The organism is Amycolatopsis albispora, from assembly GCF_003312875.1.
Taxonomy (GTDB): domain Bacteria; phylum Actinomycetota; class Actinomycetes; order Mycobacteriales; family Pseudonocardiaceae; genus Amycolatopsis; species Amycolatopsis albispora.
On sequence record NZ_CP015163.1, the window covers coordinates 3,726,211 to 3,742,543 of the forward strand.

Consider the following 16,333-nt stretch of genomic DNA (forward strand, 5'->3'; position numbering starts at 1 on the left):
TCCCGGTCGCCGGGACGCCAGTCCCATGCAGTGAACACCGCGAACTCGTTCACCTTTCATCCCGCGGTCATGCGGCCTGCGCCTCGTTGTAGAGCGCCTGCGCCTCGGCGCCGAAGTACGGGCCGAACATCACGCCGGGCAGGAAGACGTAGCCGAAGCTGTTCACCGAAGCCTGCACCCCGCGGCCGGTCTGCTCGTCGAACTGCAGGAACCACGGCCCGCCGCTGGACCCGCCGGTCATGTCGCAGCTCATCCCGTGGTCCCTGGTGAGCAGGAAGTCGGTGAACGTGCTGCCGCTGCAGTGGATCAGCGTGGTGCCGTCGTAGGGATCGGCCGCCGGGTAACCGAAGGTGTACATGTTCTGGTTGCGCGGCTGGTTGAACGCGATGCCCTGCGAGCCGACCACGTCGGTCAGCGACTGTCCGCCGACCTGGTCCACCACGGCCGCGCCGATGTCGTAGTTCATGTCCTCGCCGGCTTCCCACTGCGGCGTGGTCAGCGTGCTGGTGGCGGGCCATTCACCGTAGGGCGCGTTCCCGTTGTCGTAGCCGGGCACGAAGATCCAGTTGGTGTGGAAGGCGCCCTGGTACTTCACGCAGTGCCCGGCGGTGATCACCGTGCTCTTGTTGGCGCTGGTCACCGCGTTGCCGCTGCACGAGGCGTTCTGGCCGCCCATGGTGAAGAAGACCCGGCCCGCGGTCTTGACCACGTCACCGCCGCCCTCCCACGGCCCGCCGGTGCTCGGGAAGGCGGCGGGAATGATCTCCGGCAGCCCGGCGAGCACATCGCCGACCCCGGCCTGCGGTGCGGTGAGCAGCTTCTCCACCGGCACCGCGGAGCGCATCTTCTCCGGGGTCCAGTAGTCGGTGGCGGCCTGCGCCTGCCCGGTGGCGGGAGCGGTCAGCAGCGCGCCGAGCACCAGTCCGATCGCGGTCAATATCGAAGCTCGCCTCATCGCGCCACCTCTTCGTCGCCTTCGCACCCGACGGTTTCTTGCCGCCCGAACGAATTGACGGTAATCAGGCAACTACACAGCGGCAATACGCCATCTGCCCCGCTCAAGACGAAAGTTGTGCGCCGAATGCCGGAATCAGTACGCCGTTCAACGCACAGATTCCGGCATTCGGAAAAATCAGCAGCCGCCGCAGTTGTAGAAGGTGACGTCCCAGTGGTTGGACTCGAGGTAGTAGATGTTGCCGGAGCCCGCCTTCCACTTGTTGCCGCCGATGGCGCTGAAGTTGCCCTTGATGTAGTTGGTCAGGCAGCTGCTCAGCGAGAAGTCGAGCTTGTAGCCGTTCCAGTGGCTGTAGGTGCCGCTGGCGTGGCCGGTCTCGGTGCCGCCGGTGACGTTCAGGCCGCAGCCCGAGGCCGACTTCAGCGTCTGGGCCCCCTGGATGGTGGCCAGGTTGACCTGCTCGAACGACGTGCAGTTGGGCCGGTTGCGGTCGCTGCAGCCACCGCTGGACGACCAGGTGATGCCGGACGAGCGCAGCCGCGAGGTGGCCTGGCTGTGGGTCAGCTTGGTCACCATGGCGCCCACTTCCGCGCCCGGCTGGTCGAACACCGGATCGGCGCCGTCGGCCGAAGCCGAGGCCACACCGGCGCTCGCCAGCACACCGAGTGACGCGATCGCACCCGCCACGAACGAGCGCACCAGGAATTTGCGCATTTTCCCTCCAGAACGGTTTCGCATTACTGCCGCAGGGTCGAACCGGACGGGAGCGTAATAATCTTTCACGGGAACGTACAGGGCACGGGGAGAAATTTTCTCAAAATTCCTGGAAGGCTCGGGCGGCCAGCAACTCGCCGAACGCCTCGGCCACCGGATCCGGCGTGCCCCGGGTGTAGGCGGTCAATTCCCGGCGCACCGGCGGATCGGGCAGGCGCACCGCGCCCGCGAAGTCGTCGGGCAGGACGTTCGACGGGACCAGCGCGGGGCCGAGCCCGGCGGCGGCGAGCAGTGGGACCGCCGCGGTCTGTGCCGCGCGGATCGCCGCGCGCGGGGTGAACCCGGCCGCCGCACACGCCTGGTCGAGCACCTCGGCGAGCCCGTTCTCCGGCGCGTAGTGCACCCAGCCGCGGTCGGCGAGGTCCGCGAGGCGCACCGATTTCCCTTGTGCCGCCGGGTCGTTCGCGGCGAGCACCACCACGAAGTCCTCCTCCCCCAGCGTGCGCACCGGGCCCTCCCAGCCGTCCGGACGCGGCCCGACGGCGAGATCGGCCTGCCCCGCGAGCATCGCTTCGCGGAGTTCGCCGGTGTGCCGGTGCTCAAAAAGCGTGATCGCGACACCGGGGTGCCGCCGGCTCCACTCCCGCAGCACCGGCGGCAGCACGCCCAGGCTCACCGAGTACACCGTGGCCACGCGCAGTTCCGCGGCCTCCAGCCCGGCGGCCTGCCGGGCGGCGCAGACCGCGCGCTCGGCGTCGGCGAGCGCGGCCCTGGCGTGCGGCAGCATCGCGCGGCCCATCGCGGTCAGCCGAACCGCACGCGGCAGCCGTTCCAGCAGGGCACCGCCCGCGTCGTGTTCCAGCGCGCGGATCTGGTGGGACAACGCGGGCTGCGTGACGTGCAGCCGTTCGGCGGCCCTGGTGAAGGACCCCTCGTCCACCACGGCGACCAGGTACTCGAAGCGGCGCAGCGTGCTCATGAACAAAGCTTATCGGCCGCATGCGAAACAAGACTTGGACTTATGTTCTACGGCCGCCGAACATCGAGGCATGAGCAACAAGGTCGCCCTGGTCGTGGGCGCACACGGAATCATCGGCAGCAACCTGGTGGCACACCTCGTCGGGCTCGGCGACTGGACGGTCATCGGCCTGTCCCGGCGCGGCGGTGAGCCGGCCGAGCGCGTGCGGCACGTCGCCGTCGATCTGCTGGACGCCGAGGACTGCCACGCGAAACTCGGCGAGCTGACCGACGTGACGCACATCTTCTACGCCGCGTACCAGGATCGCCCGACCTGGGCCGAGCTGGTGCCGCCGAACCTGGCGATGCTGGTGAACGTGGTCGACGCGATCGAGCCGGTCGCCGCCGGACTGCGTCACGTCAGCCTCATGCAGGGCTACAAGGTCTACGGCGCGCACCTCGGTCCATTCAAGACACCCGCCCGCGAGGACGACGCCGGGCATCTGCCGCCCGAGTTCAATGTGGACCAGCAGGAGTTCCTGGAACGGCGGCAGCAGGGGAAATCCTGGACCTGGTCGGCGATCCGGCCGTCCGTGGTCGGCGGCACCGCGCTGGGCAACCCGATGAACCTGGCCGTGTCCATCGCGGTGTACGCGACCATCTCCAAGGAACTCGGCCTGCCGCTGCGCTTCCCCGGGAAACCGGGTGCCTACGACAAGCTGCTGGAGCTGACCGACGCCGGGCTGCTCGCCCGCGCCACCGTCTGGGCGGCCACCGACGAGCGCTGCGCGAACCAGGCGTTCAACATCAACAACGGCGACCTGTTCCGATGGAGCGAGCTGTGGCCGAAGATCGCGCGGTACTTCGGCATGGAGACCGCTCCCCCGCTGCCCATGTCGCTGGAGGTGGTGATGGCGGACAAGGAACCGCTGTGGAACCGGATCGTCGCCGAGCACAACCTCGAACCCACGCCGTACCAACGGGTTTCGGCCTGGCCGTTCGCCGATTTTGTGCTGTCGTGGGACTACGACATGTTCGCCGACGGCACCAAGGCACGCCGGTTCGGCTTCGGTGAGTTCGTCGACACCGAGGAGATGATGTGGCGCCTGTTCGACGAGCTGCGCAAGCGCCACATCATCCCGTGATCGGTTACACCCCGAACGCCGCCGGGTAGCGGATCACGCCCGCCGGCGTCGGCCGTGCCGGGTCGAGCGAGAGCGCCATCAACGCCTCATCCGGCACCTCGAACGACGCCCGCACCCCGAACCCGGAGGCCGGGGTGAAGCCGAACCGCGGGTAGTACTCGGGATGTCCCAGCACCACCACGAGGTTCTCGCCGAGGCGACGCGCGGCGTCGAGACCGGCGCGGATGGCCGCGGAACCGGCACCCGTGCGCTGGTGATCGGGCCGCACCGCACACGGTGCCAGCGCGAGCGCCGGTTCCCCGCCCACCTGGCAGCGGGTGAGCAGGGCGTAGCCGACGATCTCGCCGTCCGCGGTCTCGGCCACCATCGACAGCCCGTCGATCCAGGCCTCCGGATCGGCGCGCAGGGCGTCGACCAGGTCGGCCTCTTCGGCGGTCGGGAAGGCGGCGGCGTTGACCGCGTGAATCGCGGCGCGATCTTCCGGAGTTTCCGGTCGGGTTTTCCACAACGGAGAATGCATTGTCCAGCTTTCGAAGGTGTGGGGACTCCGCGCCTTCGAAACCGAGCCGGTTCGGCGTCGGCTAGGCGGGAGTCCGGACGGTGAGCACGGTCCGGGTGCCACTGCGGAACGCAGCGGCCTGCGCGGCGGGCATCAACTCACGTCCTTCGAAAAAGCTCAGGGGGCCGGACACCACGTCCGGCCCCCTGACCATAGCAGCTCAGACCACGGCGAGCGGCAGCGCCGTCGGGTGCACCGGGGCGGGCAGGTCCGACGCACCGGTGAGGTAGGCGTCCACCGCGTTCGCCACCGAGCGGCCTTCCGCGATCGCCCACACCACCAGCGACGCGCCGCGATGCGCGTCACCGCAGACAAAAACGCCCGGCGCGGAGGTCTGCCAGTCCGCCCCGCACGACAGCGTGCCGCGCTTGGTCAGCGAGAGGCCAAGCCCGTCGAGCAGCGCCATGTGCTCCACACCCTCGAAGCCGATCGCCAGCAGCACCAGGTCCGCGGGCAGCACCTCGACCTCGTCGCTGGTCGGCACCACCTCGCGCCGCCCGGTCTCCGGGTCCTTGGTCACCTTCACGTGCTGCAGCTCGACCGCGCGCACGTGGCCGTTCTCGTCACCGACGAACCGCTTCACCGCCACCGCGAACTTGCGCTCACCGGCCTCCTCGTGCGCCGGGTAGGTGCGCAGGATGTACGGCCAGGTCGGCCACGGCGACCGGTCGTCGTCCCTTGTGGACGGCGGCTCCGGGTACTGGTCCAGCTGGGTCACCGAAAGCGCGCCCTGGCGGGTGGCCGTGCCGTAGCAGTCGGCGCCGGTGTCGCCACCGCCGATGATCACCACGTGCTTGCCGTTCGCGTCGATCTCCGGCGGCCCGTCACCCTCGACGTACCGGTTCGCGGGCACCAGGTGCTCCATCGCCAGGTGTACCCCGGCCAGCTCGCGGCCCGGCGTCTCGCGGTCGTCGCGGCCACGCAGCGCGCCGACCGCCAGCACCACCGCGTCGAACCGCTCGTTCAGCTCGTCCACGGTCAGGTCCACGCCGACCTCGCAGCCGGTGACGAACTTCGTGCCCTCCTTGCGGAGCTGCGCGAGCCGCCGGTCGAGCACCTTCTTCTCCATCTTGAACTCGGGAATGCCGTACCGCAGCAGCCCGCCGAGCCGGTCGTCCCGCTCGAACACGGTGACCTCGTGGCCCGCCCTGGTCAGCTGCTGCGCGGCGGCCAGCCCGGCCGGACCGGAGCCGACCACGGCCACCCGCTGCCCCGAGGACACCGCCGACGCCTGGGCCTGCACGTACCCGGCTTCCCACGACTGGTCGGCGATGGTCTGCTCGATGCGCTTGATGGTCACCGGCCCGCCGGACAGCGGCGAGATCGAGAGCACGCACCCGGCCTCGCACGGCGCCGGGCACAACTTCCCGGTGAACTCCGGGAAGTTGTTGGTGGCGTGCAGGCGGTCGCTGGCCGCTTCCCAGTCGCCCCGGCGCACCAGGTCGTTCCACTCCGGGATCAGGTTGCCCAGCGGGCAGCCCGCGGTCCCGGAGTGGCAGAACGGGATGCCGCAGTCCATGCAGCGCGTGGCCTGCGTGCGCACCTGCTCGTTGCGCTCGGCCGGGGTGATGGCCTCGTAGACCTCACGCCAGTCACCGAGGCGCTCGTCGACCGGGCGCTTGGCCGCCTCGGCCCGCTGGTACTTCATGAAACCGTTGGGGTCAGCCACGAGCCGCCTCCTTGTCCTGCGGGGCACCCGCACCCGGTCGGCACTCGTGGTGTGCTTCGCGATTGTCAGCCACGAGCCGCCTCCATGATCGCCTCGTCGACATCGCGGCCGGCGGCCTTCGCCGCCTTCGCCGCGTCCAAAACCCGCTTGTAGTCCCGTGGCATCACCTTGGTGAACGCGGCCGAGCGGCGGGTCCAGTCGCCCAGCAGGGAGGCGGCCACCACCGACCGGGTCAGGTCGTGGTGCCGCTGCACGATTTCCTTGAGCCAGGCCAGATCCTCACCGGCCGGGGTGCTCAGCTCCACCATCGCCTCGTTGACCTGGGCGCGGTCGAGGTCGAGCACGTAGGCCACGCCGCCGGACATGCCGGCCGCCAGGTTCCGCCCGGTCGGGCCGAGCACCACCGCGCGGCCGCCGGTCATGTACTCGAAGGCGTGGTCACCGACGCCCTCGGACACCACCAGCGCGCCGGAGTTGCGCACGCAGAACCGCTCACCGACCTGCCCGCGCAGGAAGATCTCCCCGCTCGTGGCGCCGTAGCCGATGGTGTTGCCCGCGATCACCTGGCGCTCGGCGGCGAAGGTCGCCGACGGATCGGGGCGCACCACGATCCGGCCGCCCGACAGGCCCTTGCCCACGTAGTCGTTCGCGTCGCCGACCATCTCCAGCGTGATGCCCGAGGGCAGGAAGGCGCCGAGCGACTGCCCCGCCGAACCGGTCAGCCGCACGTGGATGGTGTCGTCCGGCAGGCCCTGACCGCCGTAGCGCCGGGTGATCTCCGAACCGAGCAGCGTGCCGACGGTCCGGTTCACGTTGCGCACCGGCAGTTCCAGGCGCACCGGGTGCGCGTCCTCCAGCGCCGCCTCGGCCAGCTGGATCAGCGTGCGGTCGAGCGCGAACTCCAGCCCGTGGTCCTGCTCGCGGACCTTGCGCTTCGCGCCGCCGTACGGGGTGTGCGACGGCATTTCGAACACCGGCCCGAGGTCGAGGCCCTGTGCCTTCCAGTGCTCGAGCGCCTCGTCGGTGTCCAGCACGTCGGTGCGCCCGATCGCCTCGTCCAGGGTGCGGAAACCCAGCTGTGCCAAGGTTTCCCGCACTTCCTGGGCGACGAACCGGAAGTAGTTCACCACGTGCTCGGCCTGGCCGGTGTAGCGCTTGCGCAGGTCCGGGTTCTGCGTGGCCACGCCCACCGGGCAGGTGTCGAGGTGGCACACGCGCATCATCACGCAACCGGCCACGATCAGCGGCGCGGTGGCGAAGCCGTACTCCTCGGCACCGAGCAGCGCGGCGACCACCACGTCCCGCCCGGTCTTCAGCGCACCGTCCACCTGCACGGTGATCCGGTCGCGCAACCCGTTGAGCAGCAAGGTCTGCTGGGTTTCGGCGAGGCCGATCTCCCACGGCGTGCCCGCGTGCTTGAGCGAGTTCATCGGCGAGGCACCGGTACCGCCGTCGTGCCCGGAGATGAGCACCACGTCGGCGTGTGCCTTGGACACCCCGGCCGCGACCGTGCCGACACCGAGCGAGCTGACCAGCTTCACGTGGATGCGGGCCCGCTCGTTGGCGTTCTTGAGGTCGTGGATCAGCTGCGCCAGGTCCTCGATGGAGTAGATGTCGTGGTGCGGCGGCGGCGAGATCAGCCCGACGCCCGGCGTGGAGTGCCGGGTGCGCGCGATCCACGGGTACACCTTGTTCGGCGGCAGCTGCCCGCCCTCACCCGGCTTCGCGCCCTGCGCCATCTTGATCTGGATGTCGTCCGCGTTGACCAGGTACTCGCTGGTGACGCCGAACCGCCCGCTCGCGACCTGCTTGATCGCGCTGCGGCGCTCCGGGTCGTACAGCCGCTCCGGGTCCTCGCCGCCCTCACCGGTGTTCGACCGCCCGCCGATCCGGTTCATCGCGATGGCCAGCGTCTGGTGCGCCTCCATCGAGATCGAGCCGTAGGACATGGCGCCGGTGTTGAACCGCTTGCAGATCGACTCGACCGATTCCACCTCGTCGATCGGCACCGGCTGCCTGCCCTCGGTCTGGAAGGCGAACATGCCGCGCAGCGCACCGCCCTCGCGGTTGAGGCGCTCGACCTCGGCCGAGTACTGGCGGTACACCTCCTCGCGCCCGGTCTTGCTGGCGTGCTGCAGCAGAAACACCGTCTCCGGGGTGAACAGGTGCAGCTCGCCCTCGCGGCGGTAGGCGTACTCGCCGCCGGTGTCCAGGCGGCGGTGCACCCGGTCGGTCGGGTTGTCCGGGTACGCGCGGCGGTGGCGCATGGCCACCTCTTCGGCGAGCACGTCCAGGCCGACCCCGCCGAGCTTCGAGCTGGTGCCGGTGAAGTACTCGTCGAGCAGGTCCTGCGCCAGGCCGAAGGATTCGAAGACCTGCGCCGCGGTGTAGGCACCGACGGTCGAGATGCCCATTTTGGACATGATCTTCAGCACGCCCTTGACCAGCGCCTGCACGTAGTTGCGAATGGCCACGGCCGGCTCGATGCCGGTGATCGCGCCCTGCCCGATCAGGTCCTCGATGGTCTCGAAGGCCAGGTACGGGTTGACCGCGGCGGCGCCGTAACCGAGCAGCAGCGCGACGTGGTGCACCTCGCGCGCGTCCCCGCTCTCCACCACCAGCGCCACGCGCAGGCGCTCCTTGGTGCGCACCAGGTGGTGGTGCACCGCGGAGACCAGCAGCAGCGACGGGATCGGCGCCATCCGGTGGTCGGAGTCGCGGTCGGAGAGCACCAGCGTGCGCGCCCCGGCGGCGATCGCCTCGGAGGCCTCGCGGCGCACCCGCTCGACGGCCTCGGCCAGCGCCGCCGCCCCACCGTCCACTTCGTACAGTCCGGAGAGGACGGTGCAGGCGAAGCCGGGCAGGTCGCCGTCGTCGTTGATGTGGATGAGCTTGGCCAGCTCGTCGTTGTCGATCACCGGGTACGGCAATTGCACGTGACGGCAGGAGGCGGGACCCGGCTCGAGCAGGTTCTGCTCGGGGCCCATGATCCGCGCCATCGAGGTGACCAGCTCCTCGCGGATGGCGTCCAGCGGCGGATTGGTCACCTGCGCGAAGTTCTGCTTGAAGTAGTCGTAGAGCAGGCGCGAGCGCTGGGACAGCACGGCGGGCGGGGTGTCGGTGCCCATCGAGCCGATCGGCTCGGCCCCGGTGGTGCCCATCGGGGTGAGCAGGATCTTCAGCTCCTCCTCGGTGTAGCCGAAGGAGAGCTGGCGCCGCAGCACCGAATCGTGGCTCTGCACGATGTGGTCGCGGTCGGGCAGCTCGGCGATCTGCAGCAGCCCGGCGTGCAGCCAGTCCTCATAGGGCAGCTGGCTGGCGAGCTCCGACTTGACCTCGCGGTCGTCGACGATCCGGCCGGCCGCGGTGTCCACCAGGAACATCCGGCCCGGCTTGAGCCTGCCCTTGGCCACCACCTGGTCCGGCGGCACGTCCAGCACCCCGGCCTCGCTGGCCAGCACCACGCGGTCGTCGGCGGTGCGCCACCAGCGCGCCGGGCGCAGGCCGTTGCGGTCGAGCACCGCGCCGACCAGCGTGCCGTCGGTGAAGGTGACGCAGGCCGGACCGTCCCACGGCTCCATCAGGCTGGCGTGGAACTGGTAGAACGCGCGGCGCTGCGCGTCCATGGTGGCGTGGTTCTCCCAGGCCTCCGGAATCATCATCAGCACCGCGTGCGGCAGGCTGCGCCCGCCGAGGTGCAGCAGCTCCAGCACCTCGTCGAAGGAGGCGGAGTCCGAGGCGTCCGGCGAGCAGATCGGGTACAGCCTGCTCAGGTCGCCCGGCAGCAGGTCCGACTCGAGCAGCGCCTCCCTGGCCCGCATGCGGTTGCGGTTGCCGCGGATGGTGTTGATCTCGCCGTTGTGCGCGACGAACCGGAACGGGTGCGCCAGCGGCCACGACGGGAAGGTGTTCGTGGAGAACCGGCTGTGCACCACGGCGATCGCGCTGGCCAGCCGCTCGTCGGTGAGGTCGCTGAAGAACGCGGGCAGCTGCTCGGTGGTGAGCATTCCCTTGTAGACCAGCGTGCGCGCGGACAGCGACGGGAAGTAGGTGCCGCAGCCGGCCACCTCCGACTCGTGCTCGGCGCGCTTGCGCAGGCAGAAGGCCAGCCGGTCGAGTTCGATCCCGCTGGGCGTGTGGCCGTCGGCGGCGGGCTTGCCCGCCACCAGCAGCATGGCGAAGTGCGGCATCACCGACCGCGCGGTCGGGCCGACCTCGGCGGTGTCCGGGGTGACCGGCACGTCGCGCCAGCCGAGCACCACCAGGTTCTCCTCGTCGGCGATGCGCTCGATCAGCTCGACCGCCTTGATCCGGCGGTCCTCCTCGACCGGCAGGAAGGCGATGCCCGCCGCGTAGGAGTGCCCGTGCTCGCCCGGCTCCGGCAGCGCGAAGTCCACTTCGGCCCGGAGCAGCTCGTCCGGCAGCTGGAGCAGGATGCCCGCCCCGTCGCCACTGGTCGGCTCGGCCCCGGCGGCCCCGCGGTGCTCCAGGTTCGCCAGCGCGGTCAGGCCGTCGGTGACGATGCCGTGCGAGCGCCGCCCGCGGATGTCGGCCACCATGGCGACGCCGCAGGAATCCTGCTCGGTGGTGGGGTCGTACAGACCACTGGGACCGGGATTGGCGGAGAAGATCATCAAGGGACCTCCCTCGTCGTTTCGTGCTCAGTTCGGGAAAAATCCCTGGTTGACGCTGCGCACGGGACGACGATGGCCCGTTCGTTGACGCGACCTTAACATCCTGGAAACCGGGGGGCACCTGTCGAAGGCGTGTTTCCGGTCATTCGACCGTAACGATCTGGACGGCCAGAACGACGTCGTTCTTGATGGGATGCGAATGGTTCGGTCCGCCAACTGTCCGCTTACTACAGTCCGGCGCAGACGCACCATCTTAGCCCGGTTGGCCGCGCGAGGCAGCTCCGGTGGCGTGCGTACTTCGAGCTGATCGCCCTGACCTGGGCCTTTTGCCCTACTTGTCCTTGCCGTCCGGCTTCTCGGCGGGCTCGTCGGCCCGGCTCTCCCCGCCGTTGCCGTTCGACACCACCGCGGTCTCGTCCGCGTCGGTGTTCTTCACGTCGGTGACGTCGTCGAGTTCCTCGTCCGGCAGGTCGCCGTCCTTGCCCTTGAGCAGCGCCGGCGCCTCGCGCTCGCCCCGGCTCTTGGCGGCGACGAAGTAGACCACCGCACCGGCGAACACCAGGATCGACACCCAGACGTTGACCCGGACCCCGAAGACCAGCGTGGCCGCGTCGGTGCGCATCAGCTCGATCCAGGTCCGGCCCAGCGTGTACCCGGCGACGTACAGCGCGAACGCGCGGCCGTGGCCGAGGCGCAGCTTCCGGTCCGCCCAGATGACCAGCAGCGCGACGCCGAGGTTCCACAGCAGCTCGTAGAGGAACGTCGGGTGCACGGTGTCGATCGGGATGTTGTTCAGCGCGACGCCGTTGAGGGTGTCCTCGATCCGGGGGTCGTCCGGGCTGACCCGCGCGTAGATCTCCAGCGCCCACGGCAGGTCGGTGTGACCGCCGTAGAGCTCCTGGTTGAAGTAGTTGCCGAGGCGGCCGACGCCCTGCGCGATGACGATGCCCGGCGCGATGGCGTCCGCGATCGCGGGCAGCGGGATGCCCTTGCGGCGCGCGCCGATCCACGCGCCGACCCCGCCGAGCGCGATGGCACCCCAGATGCCGAGGCCGCCGTTGACGATGTTCAGCGCCTGGATCGGGTCCTTGCCCTCACCGAAGTACCGGTGCCAGTCGGTGATCACGTGGTAGAGCCGGCCGCCGACCAGGCCGAACGGCACCGCGTACACCGCGATGTCGAGGATCGTGCCCTTGGTGCCGCCGCGCGCCACCCAGCGGCGTTCGCCCAGCCAGATGGCCACCACGATGCCCGCGATGATGCACAGGGCGTAGGCGCGGATCGGGATGGGCCCGATGTGCCACACCCCGCGATCGGGGCTGGGGATGCTGGCCAGGAACGACGCCGCGGCGGTATTCACCGGGCCACCGTAGCCAATTCAGCTCCCGGCGTCTGCCCTGCCCCCGATGAGGACCTCGATCCCGTCGAGAAGCCGGGCCAGGCCGAACTCGAAGGCGTGCTCCGGGCTGTACGCGGCGTGGTGCGCTTCGCCCGCCGCGGCGCCGACCCGCGAGGCCACCGGGAAGCGGCTGTAGTCGATCACCTGGTCGAGCAACGGCGCGTGCTGCGTCCACCACTGCTCCTCGGTCAGCCCCGAGTTGCGCTCCACCCTGGACATCTCCGCGCGCCCGCGTGCCGAGACCTGCGCCTGGCCGATGAGCAGCGTGAGCACCGAGTCCATTTCGATCTCGGTCAGCCCGATCCCTTCCAGGGCACGGAGTTCGTACTCGTACTTCTCGATCACGTTGGGCCCGAGCACGGTGCGGTGCGAGGCCTGCAGCAGCCACGGGTGCCGCTGGTAGAGCGCCAGGTTCTCGCGCGCGATCAGCTCGAGCTTGGCGCGCCAGTCATCGCCACCCTCTTGAGGACGCGCGGTTTCGGCCTGCACGAGATCGACCATCACGTCGACGAGCTCGGCCTTGCCGGGCACGTAGGTGTACAGCGACATGGTGCCGACGCCCAGCTTCTCGGCGACCTTGCGCATGGACAGCGCGTCGAGGCCGTCCACGTCGGCCAGCTCGATCGCCACGCGGGCGATGCGGTCCACGCTCAGCTCGGGCTTGCCCTTGCGGCTGGACACCTCGCGGGTGCGCCAGAGGATCGCCAGGCTGCGGGCGGGGTCGGAGCCGTTGTCTGTCGCCATGATCAGCCCATCCTAGACAAAGTCGTACCGTATGCTGTACGGTACACTCTACCGTCAAAGGTTGGAGGTCGGATTTGCCCACGAAGGTCACTCCCCCGCGCTGGCTCAAGCCGATGAACCGGGTGTTCATCGGGCTGCAGCGGACCGGCTTGAAGCTCGGCGGGATGTACCTGCTGACCGTGCCCGGCCGGAAGTCCGGGAAGCCGCGCACCACGCCCATCTCGCTGATGGAGCTGGACGGGGCCCGGTACGTCGTCGGCGGGTTCCCCGGCGCGGACTGGGTGCGCAACGCGAGCGCCGCCGGGGCGGGCACGCTCAGCTGCGGCCGTCGTCACGAGTCCGTGCGGCTGGTCGAGCTGCCCGTCGAAGAGGCTCGCCCGGTGCTGCGGGCGTTCCCGGCGAAAGTGCCGTCCGGGGTGTCGATGATGACCAGCGCGGGCATCGTCGAAAGCGACTCCCCGGACGAGTTCGAAGCCCTCGCCGGACGCTGCGCAGTCTTCCGCATCGAGAAAATCTAAGGCGGGGGCCGTACCGCATGTGCGGGCAGGCGGGCGGACAGCCCGCTCAGCCCGAACACCGCCAGTACCGCGCACACCGCCACCACCACCCACGGCAGCCACACCGCCACCGAGAACAGGGCGACCACGGCCGGCGCGACCACCTGGGCGGTGGTGAAGGCGTACTGGAAGGCGGCGAGGTAGCGGCCCCGCGCGGCACGCGGGGCCGCCGCCTCGGCCAGTGCGTTGGCCCGCGGGCCGAACACCAGGTTCGCGGTGGCGATGATCAGCGTGACGGCGAGCAGGTAACCCGGCTGCGCCGCCCGCGGCACCAGCAGCGCGCCGAGGCAACCCAGCCACCACAGCGCGTAGAGCATCGACCCGAAGCGCATCGCGTCGATCCGGCTGAGGCGGTGGGTCAGGCGGAGCGCGAGCGTGCCGCCGACGCTGGTGCACAGGGTGAGCAGCGCGATGATCGCGCCCGGCAGCCACGACGGGCCGTGCAGCTGCTCCAGCACGAAAACCGGGACGCCGATCAGGAAAACGTCCAGAGACAGGCCGAACAGCCCGCTGATCAGGATCAGCTTCAGGTACGGCCGGTCACGCAGCGGCCCGGCGGCGAGGCAGCGGGGCGGCGGCAGGAAGCGGGTGGTCCGCGTGCGCAGGCCGAGCAGCAGCACCAGCGCGGCGAGCAGGTAGGTGACCGCGTTCGCGGCGAGCGCCACCCGGAAACCGGTGGTGCCGAACCCGGTCAGCAGCACCGCCGCGACCAGCCCGCCCGCGCCGAACGACGCCGCGCGAACCATGCCGACCACCGCGAACGGCCGGTCCTTCGGCACGTCCCCGGCGACGTCGGCGACCAGTGCATAGAGCGCGCAGTAGAACAGCTGCTGCCCCGCGGCCACCAGCACGGCGGCGACGGCCACCGTGACCACCGAGCCCGCCAGCAGGTACGCGAGCACACCGGCGGCCTGCACCAGCTGCGCGGTGATCACCACCAGCCGCGCGCCGACGCGGTCGGTCAGCCGCCCGGCCAGCGGCGGCACCAGCAGGCCAGCCACCGTGCCGAGCGGGACGACGGTGCCCGCGATCGCCAGCGGCAGCCCCACCACCCGGCTGAGGTAGACCAGGGTCAGCGGGAGGAAGAGGCCGGTGCCGAAGTTGTCGATCGCGAGCGCCACCAGCAAGGCCGCCCTGGCGCGGTTCACCGCCGGCTCATCCCAGCCCCGCAGTTCCGCCGGTCGATCCCGGCCCGATGCCCGTCACGCGGCGATTCTGCCCAGCCGCCACCGGGTTTCGTACCTCGCTTCACCCTGGCAGCGCAGCGGGATCACCCCGCAGCGGTCCCCCACCCCCGCGCACACCCACCGGCACCACGCCGCCGTTCCCCCACTCCTGCCCCCAACCCCACAATCGCAGCCCGCCATTCGGCGCATTCACCAATGCGCCATTTCCTGAATGGGAAATGCGGGAAACCGGGGTGTTCAGCCGCCCAGCGCGAGCACCACCGGGAACGGGCGCTGGAGGCGCAGTACGCCTCCTTCACTCTTCGCCGCCAGGTGGTATTCACCGTCGTGCCATTCGTGGAGCACCGCGTCGAATTCCTCGACCACCAGGTAGTACGGCACCCGGGCCTGCGCGTAGAGGGACCGCGGGGACCGTCACTGATCAGCAGGTCGGAGGATGAGCATGCGGTCACCGAGCCCGCCCAGCGTGAGCCCGGCCCGATGTCACGAATGTGGCTTTCGAGACGTCTGGCGTCTCGAATGTGGCTTTCGTGACGCCGCACCGGGCAGGTGCTCCAGCCGCCTCGGCTGGTGGGTCACGCTTCTGCGCCGGGGCGGACGAAGAGGGAGGCGGCCAACGCCAGCAGCGTGATGCCCCCGAACGCGATCGCGGTGCCCGGGTAGCCGGCCAGGCCGAGGCCGACCCCGCCGATCGCGGCGCCGGCGAAGGTGCCCAGGCTCATGCCCGCCGCGTTCACGCCCAGTGCCGAGCCCCGCAGCGGGCCGCACCGGCGGACCAGCAGGGTCACCACGCACGCGGCCACGGTGGCGTGCGACGCCCCGAGCACCGCGGTCAGCACCAGCGCCAGCACCAGGTTCGTGGCGAAGTAGAACCCGGCCACCGCACCGAGCGCCACCAGCAGGCTCGCGGTCAGCATGTGCTCGGGCCGGATCCACGGCCGCTCCGCGCTGGTGTACCGCCCGGCCAGCAGGTTCCCGACGAAGAACGCCGCCCCGCTGAGCGTCCACACCAGGGCGAACAGCTCCGGGTCCAGTTCGAACCGCGAATCGTAGAACGCCGCCAGGTACGACAGGTAGCCCATGAACGCCGCCGTCCGCAGCAGCGCGACCACCAGCAGCGGCACCGCGCCCGGCACCCCGGCCAGCGCGCGGAACGAGGCCAGGTAGCCCAGCCGCGGCCCGTCGTCCGAGGCGGCCACCGGTGCCGGGCGGCGGCGGAAGAACACCACCGACAGCGCCACCGAGATCACCGCCACCGCCAGCAGGTTCCCCCGCCACCCCCACAGCAGCGCGGGCAGCGCCACCAGCGGCGCGGCCAGCATCGCGGTCAGCGACTGGGTGGCGGTGACCAGCGTGGCCGCCCGCCCGGCCGCCGCGCCCGAGCCGAACCGGTCGGCCGCGTCGGCGGCCAGCGCCGGGTTCAGCACCGAGGTCGCCGCACCGACCAGCAGGCAGAACGCGGCCAGCGCGAGGAACTGCCCCGCCGCGCCCAGCACCGCGGACAGGCCGAGCAGCACCAGCCCGCCCCCGGCGGTGTACTGCTTGGGCACCCGGTCGAGCAGCGGGGCCACCGCCGCGCCCACGCCCAGCGCCGCCAGCCCGCCGAGCCCGCGCAGCCCGCCCATGGCGGCCACGCTGGTTCCGGCGTCCGCCGAGATCGGCACCAGGAAGGTGCTGAACACGGTGAACGGCAACAGGCTCACCGCCGAGGCCAGCAGGACCGGGCCCAGCAGCCTGGCCATGCGCAGGTCGCTCGGCACCGGCAGCTCCCCCACCGGCTTCACGGTTTCCGCACTCACTTATCGCACTCTTT

13 protein-coding genes are annotated in these 16,333 nt (G+C 70.5%); 2 read left to right on the plus strand and 11 right to left on the minus strand.

Annotated elements, in window-relative coordinates; translation table 11 throughout:
* Positions 1-67 precede the first annotated feature (67 nt).
* The 3 genes from A4R43_RS17290 to A4R43_RS17300 form a co-directional block, all read right to left on the minus strand.
* A complete protein-coding gene (locus tag A4R43_RS17290) occupies positions 68-955 on the minus strand; it encodes a trypsin-like serine peptidase (RefSeq protein WP_113693273.1) in 888 nt (295 codons plus the stop codon).
* A 177-nt stretch (positions 956-1,132) separates the two neighbouring features.
* Entirely contained in the window at positions 1,133-1,669 is a 537-nt protein-coding gene (locus A4R43_RS17295) for a hypothetical protein (protein ID WP_113693274.1), read from the minus strand.
* 100 nt (positions 1,670-1,769) lie between these two features.
* Positions 1,770-2,648 carry a LysR family transcriptional regulator gene (locus A4R43_RS17300; RefSeq protein ID WP_113693275.1) on the minus strand — a complete coding sequence of 293 codons (879 nt, stop codon included), beginning with the start codon at positions 2,646-2,648 and terminating at the stop codon, positions 1,770-1,772.
* Positions 2,649-2,718: 70 nt separating this feature from the next.
* Between A4R43_RS17300 and A4R43_RS17305 the strand changes: the two genes are divergently transcribed.
* Entirely contained in the window at positions 2,719-3,771 is a 1,053-nt protein-coding gene (locus A4R43_RS17305) for an SDR family oxidoreductase (RefSeq protein WP_113693276.1), read from the plus strand.
* Positions 3,772-3,775: 4 nt separating this feature from the next.
* Here A4R43_RS17305 and A4R43_RS17310 read toward each other — a convergent pair whose 3' ends face one another.
* The 5 genes from A4R43_RS17310 to A4R43_RS17330 form a co-directional block, all read right to left on the minus strand.
* Entirely contained in the window at positions 3,776-4,291 is a 516-nt protein-coding gene (locus A4R43_RS17310; RefSeq protein WP_113693277.1) for a GNAT family N-acetyltransferase, read from the minus strand.
* 199 nt (positions 4,292-4,490) lie between these two features.
* Complete coding sequence (locus A4R43_RS17315) at positions 4,491-5,999, minus strand: glutamate synthase subunit beta (RefSeq protein WP_113693278.1); 1,509 nt, start codon at positions 5,997-5,999, stop codon at positions 4,491-4,493.
* Positions 6,000-6,064: 65 nt separating this feature from the next.
* On the minus strand, positions 6,065-10,633 hold the full coding sequence (gene gltB, locus A4R43_RS17320; protein WP_113693279.1) for a glutamate synthase large subunit: 4,569 nt from the start codon (positions 10,631-10,633) through the stop codon (positions 6,065-6,067).
* Between the two features lie 331 nt (positions 10,634-10,964).
* Positions 10,965-11,993: a prolipoprotein diacylglyceryl transferase gene (lgt, locus tag A4R43_RS17325; protein ID WP_113693280.1), complete on the minus strand. Its 1,029-nt coding sequence runs from the start codon at positions 11,991-11,993 to the stop codon at positions 10,965-10,967.
* A gap of 18 nt (positions 11,994-12,011) precedes the next feature.
* Positions 12,012-12,776 (minus strand): TetR/AcrR family transcriptional regulator, encoded by a 765-nt coding sequence (locus A4R43_RS17330; RefSeq protein ID WP_113693281.1) that lies wholly within the window; start codon positions 12,774-12,776, stop codon positions 12,012-12,014.
* A 74-nt stretch (positions 12,777-12,850) separates the two neighbouring features.
* On the opposite strand from A4R43_RS17330, the gene A4R43_RS17335 reads away from it, so the two are divergent.
* Entirely contained in the window at positions 12,851-13,294 is a 444-nt protein-coding gene (locus tag A4R43_RS17335) for a nitroreductase family deazaflavin-dependent oxidoreductase (RefSeq protein ID WP_236809079.1), read from the plus strand.
* Here the strand turns inward: A4R43_RS17335 and A4R43_RS17340 are convergent.
* The 3 genes from A4R43_RS17340 to A4R43_RS17345 all read right to left on the minus strand — a co-directional run bounded on the left by A4R43_RS17340 (position 13,291) and on the right by A4R43_RS17345 (position 16,319).
* Complete coding sequence (locus A4R43_RS17340; RefSeq protein WP_113693283.1) at positions 13,291-14,481, minus strand: MFS transporter; 1,191 nt, start codon at positions 14,479-14,481, stop codon at positions 13,291-13,293. The two genes, A4R43_RS17335 and A4R43_RS17340, sit on opposite strands and share 4 nt — an antisense overlap.
* Positions 14,482-14,757: 276 nt before the next feature.
* Entirely contained in the window at positions 14,758-14,901 is a 144-nt protein-coding gene (locus tag A4R43_RS42785) for a hypothetical protein (RefSeq protein WP_162788503.1), read from the minus strand.
* 194 nt (positions 14,902-15,095) lie between these two features.
* Positions 15,096-16,319 (minus strand): MFS transporter, encoded by a 1,224-nt coding sequence (locus tag A4R43_RS17345; RefSeq protein ID WP_236809081.1) that lies wholly within the window; start codon positions 16,317-16,319, stop codon positions 15,096-15,098.
* Between the last annotated feature and the right edge of the window lie 14 nt (positions 16,320-16,333).

Excerpts from the sequence above, each read along its gene's own strand:
- A4R43_RS17290 (WP_113693273.1), bottom strand. The coding sequence starts at position 955 with ATGAGGCGAGCTTCGATATTGACCGCGATCGGACTGGTGCTCGGCGCG.
- A4R43_RS17295 (WP_113693274.1), bottom strand. The coding sequence starts at position 1,669 with ATGCGCAAATTCCTGGTGCGCTCGTTCGTGGCGGGTGCGATCGCGTCA.
- A4R43_RS17300 (WP_113693275.1), bottom strand. The coding sequence starts at position 2,648 with ATGAGCACGCTGCGCCGCTTCGAGTACCTGGTCGCCGTGGTGGACGAG.
- A4R43_RS17305 (WP_113693276.1), top strand. The coding sequence starts at position 2,719 with ATGAGCAACAAGGTCGCCCTGGTCGTGGGCGCACACGGAATCATCGGC.
- A4R43_RS17310 (WP_113693277.1), bottom strand. The coding sequence starts at position 4,291 with ATGCATTCTCCGTTGTGGAAAACCCGACCGGAAACTCCGGAAGATCGC.
- gltB (WP_113693279.1), bottom strand. The coding sequence starts at position 10,633 with ATGATCTTCTCCGCCAATCCCGGTCCCAGTGGTCTGTACGACCCCACC.
- A4R43_RS17330 (WP_113693281.1), bottom strand. The coding sequence starts at position 12,776 with ATGGCGACAGACAACGGCTCCGACCCCGCCCGCAGCCTGGCGATCCTC.